Annotated in this window: 6 protein-coding genes and 1 pseudogene; 5 read left to right on the top strand and 2 right to left on the bottom strand. The window is 74.3% G+C overall.

Going from position 1 to position 7,877, the window contains the following annotated elements; all coding sequences use genetic code 11:
• Positions 1 to 416, top strand: a 416-nt coding sequence (locus ACRDSK_RS29440; RefSeq protein WP_431444619.1) for a zinc-binding dehydrogenase, incomplete at its 5' end; no start/stop codon positions are given.
• Positions 417 to 539: 123 nt separating this feature from the next.
• Complete coding sequence (locus tag ACRDSK_RS29435) at positions 540 to 1,706, top strand: glycosyltransferase (protein WP_431444618.1); 1,167 nt, start codon at positions 540 to 542, stop codon at positions 1,704 to 1,706.
• Here ACRDSK_RS29435 and ACRDSK_RS29430 read toward each other — a convergent pair.
• Both ACRDSK_RS29430 and ACRDSK_RS29425 read right to left on the bottom strand, forming a co-directional pair.
• A complete protein-coding gene (locus ACRDSK_RS29430; RefSeq protein WP_431444617.1) occupies positions 1,612 to 2,397 on the bottom strand; it encodes an SGNH/GDSL hydrolase family protein in 786 nt (261 codons plus the stop codon). The genes ACRDSK_RS29435 and ACRDSK_RS29430 overlap by 95 nt on opposite strands.
• A gap of 91 nt (positions 2,398 to 2,488) precedes the next feature.
• Entirely contained in the window at positions 2,489 to 3,247 is a 759-nt protein-coding gene (locus tag ACRDSK_RS29425) for an isocitrate lyase/PEP mutase family protein (protein WP_431444616.1), read from the bottom strand.
• Between the two features lie 283 nt (positions 3,248 to 3,530).
• On the opposite strand from ACRDSK_RS29425, the gene ACRDSK_RS29420 reads away from it, so the two are divergent.
• The 3 genes and pseudogenes from ACRDSK_RS29420 to ACRDSK_RS29410 all read left to right on the top strand — a co-directional run.
• Positions 3,531 to 5,060 (top strand): TIGR02677 family protein, encoded by a 1,530-nt coding sequence (locus ACRDSK_RS29420; RefSeq protein WP_431444615.1) that lies wholly within the window; start codon positions 3,531 to 3,533, stop codon positions 5,058 to 5,060.
• Positions 5,057 to 6,232, top strand: a complete 1,176-nt coding sequence (locus ACRDSK_RS29415) for a TIGR02678 family protein (protein ID WP_431444614.1) — start codon at positions 5,057 to 5,059, stop codon at positions 6,230 to 6,232. The genes ACRDSK_RS29420 and ACRDSK_RS29415 overlap by 4 nt, the downstream gene beginning before the upstream one ends.
• A pseudogene (locus ACRDSK_RS29410) lies at positions 6,229 to 7,877 on the top strand (TIGR02680 family protein); the annotation flags it as partial. The gene ACRDSK_RS29415 and the pseudogene ACRDSK_RS29410, both read left to right, overlap by 4 nt.

Below are 7,877 nucleotides of genomic sequence, written 5' to 3'. Positions count from 1 at the left end.
CGCTCGAGCTCGGCGCGGACGCGGCGTTCGACTCGGCCGCGCCGGACCTGCGCGACCTGGTGCTCGCGCTGACCGGCGGGCTCGACGTGGCCTACGACATGGCGGGCGTCGCCGCGGTCCGCGAGCAGGCGGTGCGCTGCCTCGGCATCGGCGGGCGGCTCGTGCTGGTCGGCCTCACGCCGGAGCCGCTGACGATCAGCGACAGCATCGGGCTCTCCTTCCGCGGCAAGCAGATCATGGGCTCCTACGGCGGCGGGCCGGAGGCCGTGGAGCAGCTGATCTCGCTGGCCCGCTTCGGCCGGCTGGACCTGCGCGGGTCGATCTCCACCACGCTTCCGCTCACCGACGCGGCCGACGCCGTGGCGCGGCTGACCGACAAGACCGGCAACCCGATCCGCATCATCCTGGAACCCTGACGGGCCACGGGACAGTCGTCATCGCGGTTCCGCCCCCTCGGCATGCCGCGGCCACCCGGCGTTCAACCTGGGCTGCCTAGCATCCAGCATGAGCGACAACCGTCCCAGACGAGGCTCGGCGCCGTGAGGATCGTTCAGCTCGCCAACTTCTACAGCCCGACCTCCGGCGGGCTGCGGACCGTCGTGGACACGTTGGGCCGCGGGTACGCGGCACTCGGACACGAGCGGATCCTGGTCGTGCCCGGCCAGCACGCCGACCGCCGACGCACCGAGTCGGGTCTGGTCATCACCGTGCCGGGGGTGCCGGTCGGCGGCGGCTACCGGGTGATGCCGCGCTCGCGGGCGGTGCTGAAGCTGCTCGACGCGTTCGCGGTGGGCCGGTCGAAGATGTCGGTGGAGGTCTCGGACAAGACGACGCTGCTGGCGGCCGGCGAGTGGGCACGGGCGCGCGGGGTGGGGACCGTGCTGTTCTCCCACGAACGGCTCGACCGCTGGATCGCCGCGCGGCTGCCTCGGCTGTGGAAGGGCGGCGCCGCGGTGCTCGCGCCGGCGGTGCGGAGCTGGAACCAAGGCCTGGCAACGAAGTTCGACACGGTCGTGGTGACCTCCGGGTACGCGGAGCGGGAGTTCGCCGGGCTCGACGTGGCCCTGCGGCGGGTGCCACTGGGCGTCGACCTGGCGACGTTCCGGCCGGCCCCGCACGACTCGGGGCCCGGCCCCGCGCGGCTGGTGTACGCGGGTCGGCTGTCGCCGGAGAAGAACCCGGCGGCGGTGATCGGCGCGATGCGGGTGCTGGCCGGGACCGGCAAGCCCGCGTGCCTCGACGTGTACGGCGACGGACCGGCGCTGACGACGCTGCGCAAGCAGGCGAGGGACCTGCCGGTGACCTTCCACGGCCATGTCGGGGACCGTCGGGAGCTGGCGGGCGCGCTGTCCCGGGCGGACGTGGCGTTCGCGCCGAGCGTGGCGGAGACGTTCGGGCTGTCGATCCTGGAGGCGATGGCGTGCGGCACCCCGGTGGTCACCTCGGCCAACGGCGGCGCGCCGGAGCTGCTCGCGCCGGGCGCGGGAGTCGCGGTGCCGGCGACGCCGGACGGGCTCGCCGCCGGGGTCATCGATATCCTGTCGTGGCCGGCGGCGCGACGCCGTCGGGCGGCCCGCCGTCGGGCGGAGCAGTTCCCGTGGTCGAACACCATCACGGCGATGCTCGATCTGCACGCGTCACCAGGGCCGTCATCGCGTACGGGACGAGGTCGCGGCCGCGGCGGCACAGCCACGGCAATCCCTTGAACACCAACCAACCCAAGTGCGCCAGCCGGCTCGCCGGGCGGCCGCCCGCGCAGTCGAGCGACACCTCGCCCGGCACCACGGTGCCGGACTCGGCCAGCCGCAGCGCGATCGCCCGGGCCAGCATGCGGTGGCCGAGCTCCGAGGGGTGCAGCCGGTCGATCGCCCACGCCGTCGGGTGGTAGATGCCGGGCAGCACGTCCAGGTCGACCAGGGCGACCCCGTTGCGCGTCGCGACCCGGTCGAGCACCTCGTTGAGCGCGGCGATCCGCGCGCCGAGGGCCCGGCGCAGGAAGGCCGGCAGCGGGAAGACCCGGTGATGGTCGTGGTACCGCACGGTGATCACGATCGCGCCGGCCGCCTTCAGCGCCGAGACCACCTGGTCGAGGTCGTCGTCGAGGCGGGCCGGATCGAAGTCCGACCGCATCGTGTCGTTCATGCCCACCAGCACGACCGCGACGTCCGGCCGCGCCCGCAGGGCCTCGGGCAGTTGCAGCTGTCGCACGCCGCCGACCCGCGAGCCACTGATCGAGTGGTTCGTCAGGCGGACGGCGCCGAGGGCGTCCGCGAGCAGCGGTGCGAAGCCGCGCCACCCACCATTCTGTGCGGGATCGCCGATGCCGACCCCGATCGAGTCGCCGAGAATCGCGACCGTCTGGACCGATCCGGCCACCCGCGTCACGTCTACCAGCACGGATGCAGGATCCGCGACACATGCGCACGTACGGTGTGCAGACAGTGAGCGGTCGTTGACGACTGGGCGAAATCTCGGTCTCTCGGCGCGATCAGTAGGGCGCTTCGCCCGCCGCGAGCCGGCGCAGCACCTTCTCCACATAGGACTGCGCGGTCCGGAACAGGCCGGGGCCCAAGGAGATCCGCGCGACGCCGAGCGTGGCCAAAGCCGCGAGGTCCGGCCCGTCGGGCAGGTAGAGGGCGTTGACCGCGTCGGGACGCACGGCGTCGACGAACTCGGCGAGCAGGCCGGCGTCGCGGATGAGGATCGGGTAGGCGCAGTCCGCGCCGGCCGCGAGGTAGGCCTGCGCCCGCGCGACGCCGTCCTGGAGTGCCGCGCGCTGGTCCTCGGCGTGCGCGAACACGTCGACGCGCGCGTTGATCACGAGGTCCGCGTCGGCCGCGCGCAGCTCGGCGATCCGGCTCGCCTGGCGGTCGAGGTCGATGAACCCGCCGCCGGCGTGGTCGGTGTCCTCGAAGTTGCAGCCGGCCGCGCCGGCCTCGGCCAGCCGGTCCGCTAGCTCGGCCGGGGCCAACCCGTAGCCGGCCTCGACGTCGACGGTCACCGGCACGTCGACCGCCCGCACGATCCGCCCCGCGGCGGCGAACATCTCGCCCGGCGGCGCACCCTCGCCGTCGGGGTAGCCGAGCGACTCGGCAACCGCGGCGGAACCCGTTGCCACGACGGGAAAGCCCGCGGCCGCGACGAGCCGGGCGGAGGCGGCGTCCCAGGCGTTGGGCAGGAGCAGCGGGGTGCCGGGGACGTGCAGCTCACGCAACTTGGCCGCAGCGGTGGCACGCTTCTCGTTCATCGATCCCGCCTCGCTCCTCGAACACCGCCAACCGACCAGCACCACCGACCGTGCTCCGCCAACCGACCGGGCGCCGAAACCTGCTACTCGCGCGCACGCACACCGTGACTCGCAGCCCCCGCCCTCTCCGGGGGCACCCCGATTGGGTCAAGCGTATCGGTGTGCGGGTCGGGAAAGGGGGTGGACGGGCTCGCTGTGGACAACCCCGCCACCTGTGGACAACCTCCACCCCCCGGTCCGCACGAGGAGCCCGGGTCGGTGGCCGCGGGTAGGGTGCTGGCTCATGTCACTGGAGGCGCCCGGCGGGGTGGACGAGGCGCGCCGGCTCAAGCTGTACGCCTACCTGGATGCCCGGGAGCACCGGCGGACCTACCTGGCGATCATGCGGCTCTTCGCCTCGACGCTGCTCGCCGACCTCTCCGCGGGGGAGGTCGCCGCCGCGATCGCCCGGGCCGAGCGGCGCGGGGAGGTCGCCGAGGGCGAGTCGCGCGTGGAGATCGTCATCGCGCGGCTCAAGCAGCTCGTGGAGTGGGGGAACCTCGTCCCGGGCCGCCGCGAGGTCGTCGCCTCGAGCATCGCCGAGTTCCAGCACGGCAGCGTCCGCTACCAGGTCAGCAAGCTCGGCGTCCGCGTGCAGCGCGCCGTCGACGAGCTCCTGCGCACCACCGAGGGCGCCCGCGAGGTCTCCCGCGAGCTCCTCCCCGCCATCGCGAGCGGACTCGACGAGCTCCTCCGCCGCCTCGCCCAGGCCAGCCTCCCGCACGAGAGCCCGCGCGCCGCCCAGCGCGCGACCGAGCGCCTCGCCGAGCAGGTCACCACGCTCTTCCTCCAGCACGGCGAGCTCGCCGCCACCGTCCGCGACTTCTACGCCTACCTCGGCCAGGTCGTTACCCGCTACCACCTCGTGGCCGACGAGATCTCCGGCTTCCGCAACCTCCTCGTCGAGTACATCCAGATGGTCGTGGAGGACGTCCTGCGCTACACCCCCGCCATCGCCGAGGTGTTGACGCGGCCGGAGTTCAAGAGCGCGACCCGCCAGCTGCTCGACCTCCTCAACCCCGCGAGCACGATCGGCGACGACGTCGAGCGCTCCCGAGGGCGGCGCCCAGAGGACTGGACGGAGCTCACCGACTGGTTCGTCGACCGCCCCGGCCGGCCGAGTCAGGTCACCGCCCTGCGCGAGGCCACCGCCCGCGCGATCGGCACCCTGCTCGCCACCGTCAAGCGCGCCACCTCCGGCGGCGGCCCCGAGCCCGGCCGCCGCGCCGAGCTGCTCCGGCTCGCGAAGTGGTTCGACGAGGCCACCCCCGACCAGGCGCACACGCTGGCCGCCGCCGCGTTCGGGCTCTACTCCGCGCGCAACCTGCTCCCCGCCCCCGAGCACGACGGCGACGACGAGCGCACGCCGTGGGCCGACGGCCCGGTCCTCGACATCACGGTCAGCGTCCGCGGCCGGGGCGACCGCGGCAGCCGCGGCCGCACGTCCCGCATCCTCGACGACCCGCTCGGCCGCGAGCAGCTTTTGGCCGAAGCCCGCGACGCCGACGCGCGGCACGCCGACACCGTCGCCGAGCTGGCCTCCGCACAGGGTCGGCTCGACCGGGTCACCCTCTCCCCCGCCGCCCTCGGCACCCTCTGCGGACTGCTCACCGACGCGATGGCCCAGCGCGAGCGCGCGACCGACGCCGGCGAGTCCGGCGACCCAGTCGGCGGGCTGACGCTCACGATCCGCCCGGCCGCCGGCACTCAGACGATCCGCACCGAGCGCGGCGTGCTGGAGTTGCTCGACGCGACGGTCGAGGTAGGCCGTTGACCACGACCTTGGACCGGCTCGGCGAGATCGACCAGGCCGACGTCGTGCGCTGCGCCCGGGTGCTGCTGCGCCGCCCGCTGCTGCGCGCCGGCGGGCCCGAGGCCGAGCTCCTCCCCGTCGTCCACCGGCACCGCGCCACGCTGACCGAGCTCTTCGCCGGCGTGCTCGGCTACCGGCTGGTCGTCGAGCGTCGCTTCGCCCGGCTGTACAAGGCCGGCCCCGGCGCGGACCCCACCCGCGGCGAGCCCACGCTGACCCCGCGCGGCTACGCCTACCTCGCCCTGGCCATGGCCGCGCTCACCACCGCCGGCCGGCAGACCCTGCTGTCCCGCCTCGTCACCGACGTTCGCGCGGCCGCCACCCAGACCGGCATCAAAGTCGGTGACGACCTCGGCGAGCTGCGCGCGATCGCGTCCGCGCTGCGATACCTGGTGTCGCTCGGGGTGCTCGCCGAAACCGAGGGCACGGTCACCGAGGACGAGGCCCTGCTCACCATCGACACCTCGCTCCTCGGCCAGCTCGTCACCGGCCCGATCGGGACCGCGGGCTCGGCCACCGAGCTGGTCGAGCTGGCCCGCCGGCCCGGGCCGCGCGGCGTCGAGCACACGGTCCGCCGCCGGCTCGTCGAGGACCCGGTCACCCACTACGCCGACCTCACCGACGAGGAGGCGGCCTGGCTGCGCCGGCGCGCCCGCGCGGAGGCCCGGCTGCTGGAGCGCTGCTTCGGCCTCGCCACCGAGTCGCGGCTGGAGGGCGTCGCGGTCACCGACCCCGAGGACTATCTCACCGACATCGCGTTCCCCGGTCAGTCGACCATCGCCCGCATCGCCCTGCTGGCGCTGCCCGAGCTGCTGGACCAGGCCCCCGCCTGGGCCGAGATCAGTACCGAGCGGGTCACCGAGGTGTGCCAGGGGCTCGTCGACGCCTACCCGGCGGCGTGGTCGAAGCAGGTCGTCGCGAGCGTGCCTCGGCTGGTCGACGACGTGCTGGCGCTGCTGGTCGCGCTCGGCCTCGCGCGACGCCACGAGGACGGGTGGCTGCTCAGTCCCGCCGCGCATCGCTGGCAACCCGAGCCCGACGCCACACCGCGGCACGCCGAGTCCGAAGCCGAGTCCGAAGCCGAGCCGGTGCGGGGCTGGTCGCTGTTCGACGGGGAGGGGGAGACGCGATGAGGTGGCGGTTGCACCGCGGGGGCATCGTCAACGTCTGGCAGTACTCGGTCGAGGAGTTCGACCTCTCCGGCGGGCGCGCGATCTTCCAGGGCACCAACGGGTCCGGCAAGTCCCGCACCCTCGAGCTGCTGCTGCCGCTGTGCCTCGAGGGCGACCTGCACCAGATCGGCTCCAAGGGCTACGACACGGTCAGCATGCGCCGGCTCATGCTCGACGACTACACCGGCGGGCCCAACCGCGTCGGCTACGCATGGGTCGAGCTGCGCCGCGAGACCGACGGCCGCGCGGAGTACCTGACGTCGGGCATCGGCATCAAGGCGTCCGCGACCTCCCAGCAGATCAACGACTCCTGGCGGTTCGTCACCGAGCGGCGCGTCGGGCACGACTTCGAGCTGGTCGCGGACGGCACCCCGCTCGGCGCCACGCAGCTGCGCGACCTGCTCGGCGCGGACTGCCTGCACGACGAGGAGCCGTTCCGCGCCACGATCGCCGAACTGGTGTACGGCATCCCCGCCGCCCGCTACGCCGATCTGCTCCATCTACAAAGGACACTGCGCAACCCGGACGTCGGCCTCAAGGTGTTGGAGGGCCAACTCGAGCAGATCCTGTCCGACTCGCTGCCGCCGCTCGACCCGGCCGTGGTCGACCAGCTCGCCCAGTCCTTCGAGGACCTCGAGTCCATTCGGGACAACATCCGCGGGCTCGCGGCCGCGGACACCGCGCTCGGCAGGTTCCTCGCCGGCTACGCGGGCTACGCGTACGGCGCGCTGCGCACCGCCGGGCGCCGAAACGCCGACGCGGCGAAGGAGCTGACGTCGGCGCGCGCCGAGATCACCAAGCTCACCACGCGGTTGCGCGACGAGGAGGGCGCCGCGGAGAAGACCGAGGCGGAGGTCGCCACACTCGAGGAGCGGGAGATCACGCTCGAGGGCCGCATCGACGACCTCAAGTCGAGCCCGCTCTACGACAGCGTGCGCGACCTCGCCGACCGCAAGCGCGTGGTGTCCGCGGCGCGCCAGGCCGCGGTCAGCGCGCTGCGCCAGCTGCGCACCCAGCGCGACCACACCGAGCAGCTGGTCGACTCGGTGCTCGCCGAGCTGGTCCGCTTCGCCGACGACACCGCGCAGGCGACCGAGCTGGCCGCGACGATCCGCGACCGGATGCGCGAGACCGGCCTCGACGCAGGCCTGTGCCCGAGCGTGCCCGAGGTGCCGGCGCTCGCGGCCACCGAGGTACACGAGACCGGGCGGGCCACGCTCGACCCCGAGGCGGCGCCGGTCGAGCTCACCCGGCGGGTCCCGCCCGGGCTCGACCCGGACGCGCTGCACGAGGCGCTGCGCGCGGCCGCCGAGCAGGCGTCCCGCGGTGCGAGCGCGCTCGGCGAGCACTGCGCGGTGACGCTCTCGCTCGCCGAACGGGCCCGGGAGCTGGAGTCCGACGGACAGGACCTGAGCCGGCGCCAGCAGGAGGCGCGGTCCGCGCAGCTCGCCGCGACCGAGGCGGCCGGCCGGCGCAACGAGGCGGCCCAGCAGCTTGACGACGCGGCCCATGCCTGGCACAACCGGGTCGGCGGGTGGGCCGCCGGCATCCCCGCCACCGGCGAGACGGCCGAGCTCGCGCCGCCCGCGCCGGCGGACCTGACCGC

The sequence above is a fragment of the Actinophytocola sp. genome, assembly GCF_050699915.1.
GTDB lineage: Bacteria > Actinomycetota > Actinomycetes > Mycobacteriales > Pseudonocardiaceae > Actinophytocola.
The sequence above is the reverse complement of the archived record's forward strand: the minus strand, read 5'-3'. Positions and strand labels throughout refer to the sequence as shown.